The sequence below is a fragment of the Marinobacter segnicrescens genome (genome assembly GCF_900111555.1).
Lineage (GTDB): Bacteria > Pseudomonadota > Gammaproteobacteria > Pseudomonadales > Oleiphilaceae > Marinobacter > Marinobacter segnicrescens.
Window position 1 is genome coordinate 1 of the sequence record NZ_FOHZ01000070.1, and the last position, 1557, is coordinate 1557.

At 56.1% G+C, this 1557-nt stretch carries 3 protein-coding genes; all 3 read right to left on the reverse strand.

Annotation, left to right across the window (positions count from 1 at the left end):
• A partial coding sequence (locus tag BM036_RS19625) for a YHS domain-containing protein (protein WP_143066682.1) occupies positions 1 to 266 on the reverse strand: 266 nt, incomplete at its 3' end.
• Complete coding sequence (locus BM036_RS19630; protein WP_022990675.1) at positions 259 to 486, reverse strand: DUF805 domain-containing protein; 228 nt, start codon at positions 484 to 486, stop codon at positions 259 to 261. The genes BM036_RS19630 and BM036_RS19625, both read right to left, overlap by 8 nt.
• A gap of 27 nt (positions 487 to 513) precedes the next feature.
• Positions 514 to 1557, reverse strand: a 1044-nt coding sequence (locus BM036_RS19635) for an APC family permease (RefSeq protein WP_091855307.1), incomplete at its 5' end; no start/stop codon positions are given.

The following is a 1557-nucleotide window of genomic DNA, read 5'->3' on the forward strand; positions in this document are numbered from 1 at the left end:
GGGTGCATGGGACAGGTATACATAGTGCCCGGCGCTACCGGCTCTTGCTGTTTCTTTTCCCAATCGAGGTACTGCTCAGGGTCCTCGTCGAATTTGGACTGGCAACGCGACGAGCAGAAGTACCAGGTTTTACCGCCATGCTGGCTGCGGTGTTCCGCGGTATGCGGATCGACTGCCATGCCGCAAACCGGATCCTTGGCGGTGTGCCCGCCAGGTTCTTTATCGGCGTGGTGATCGTGGTCATGGGCGTGATGGTGCTCAGCCATTCTGATCTCCTGTTTTATCGGCGGGCCAGTCTGCAAATGCAATGAAATACAGCAGAACCAGATTGACGATAGGGATCAGTATCAGTACACCCATCCACCCCGGATACCCCGTGCGCTGGCAAATACGCCAGGCCGGAATGACGACCACAATGGCAATCACCAGCATCCACAGCCAGTGGCCTGCCCACATGGTGTTCCCGAACATGTTATCTCCCATCATGGCAATAGCCTCTCTTCCTGATTCTGGTTAATGGTGACGATGCGCGTGACTCTCTTCCTGTTTCGCTTGCGCGGATTCCGGCGATCTTTTCAGGAAAATCTGCTCGGAGACTGCAAGCACAATCATGGTGACCACTGCCACGCCGATGACGAACGGGTCCGTATTCAGTTTTACCCAGACGAAGCCGCCCAGCGCCAAAAGATCCAACAAGATGGCTGTTGCTGGCACCCAGGTGTTGGCCTTAATGTCTTTGCGTAGATAACGGAGCACACCCCAGTGAATGGCAATGTCCATAATCAGGTAAAACACGATACCCAGCGCGGCAATTCGTGACAGATCAAAGAAGGCGGTGAGGATCAGCCCCAGGACAACGGTATACACCAGTGTGTGTTTCTGGATGCTGCCGGGCATGCCAAAATGCCGATGTGGTACGAGCTTCATCTCCGTCAGCATCGCCAGCATGCGGGATACCGCGAAGACGCTGGCGAGAATACCGCCCGCCGTGGCCATCATGGCAATAGCGACAGTAAACCAGACACCGTAATCGCCGAGAGCGGGACGCGCAGCAGCAGCGAGGGAGTAATCCTGCGTTTCGATAATTTCAGCCAGTGACAGGTTGCTGGCGACCGCGAAGCCCACCAGCGTGTAGATCACCACGCAGGCGGCAATGGAAATCACGATGGCGCGCCCGACGTTTCGCTTTGGGTCTATTACTTCCGAACCACTGTTGGTGATGGTCGTAAAGCCTTTGAACGCCAGAATCCCCAGTGCGGTTGCGCCCAGGAAGTTGCCCAGCGCTCCGGCTTCACCGGGCTCCGAAAAATCAACCGAGACTGAGTCGGCAATCCAGATCCCGACCAGACCGAAAATCAGTATGCCGCCGATTTTCAGGATCCCGATAAAGGAAGCCACCCCCTGAATCATCCGATTGCCGAGCAGGTTGATCACGAAAGCCACGAGGATTAATGCCACCCCCAGAATGGGCACCATACGGCCGCTTTCGTCCCCTCCGAATAGTTGCATGGTGTAAGAGCCAAAGGTGCGGGCCAGGAAGCTCTGGGCGATCACCAT

Coding starts and splice junctions, on each gene's coding strand:
- BM036_RS19630 (WP_022990675.1), bottom strand. CDS start 486: ATGATGGGAGATAACATGTTCGGGAACACCATGTGGGCAGGCCACTGG.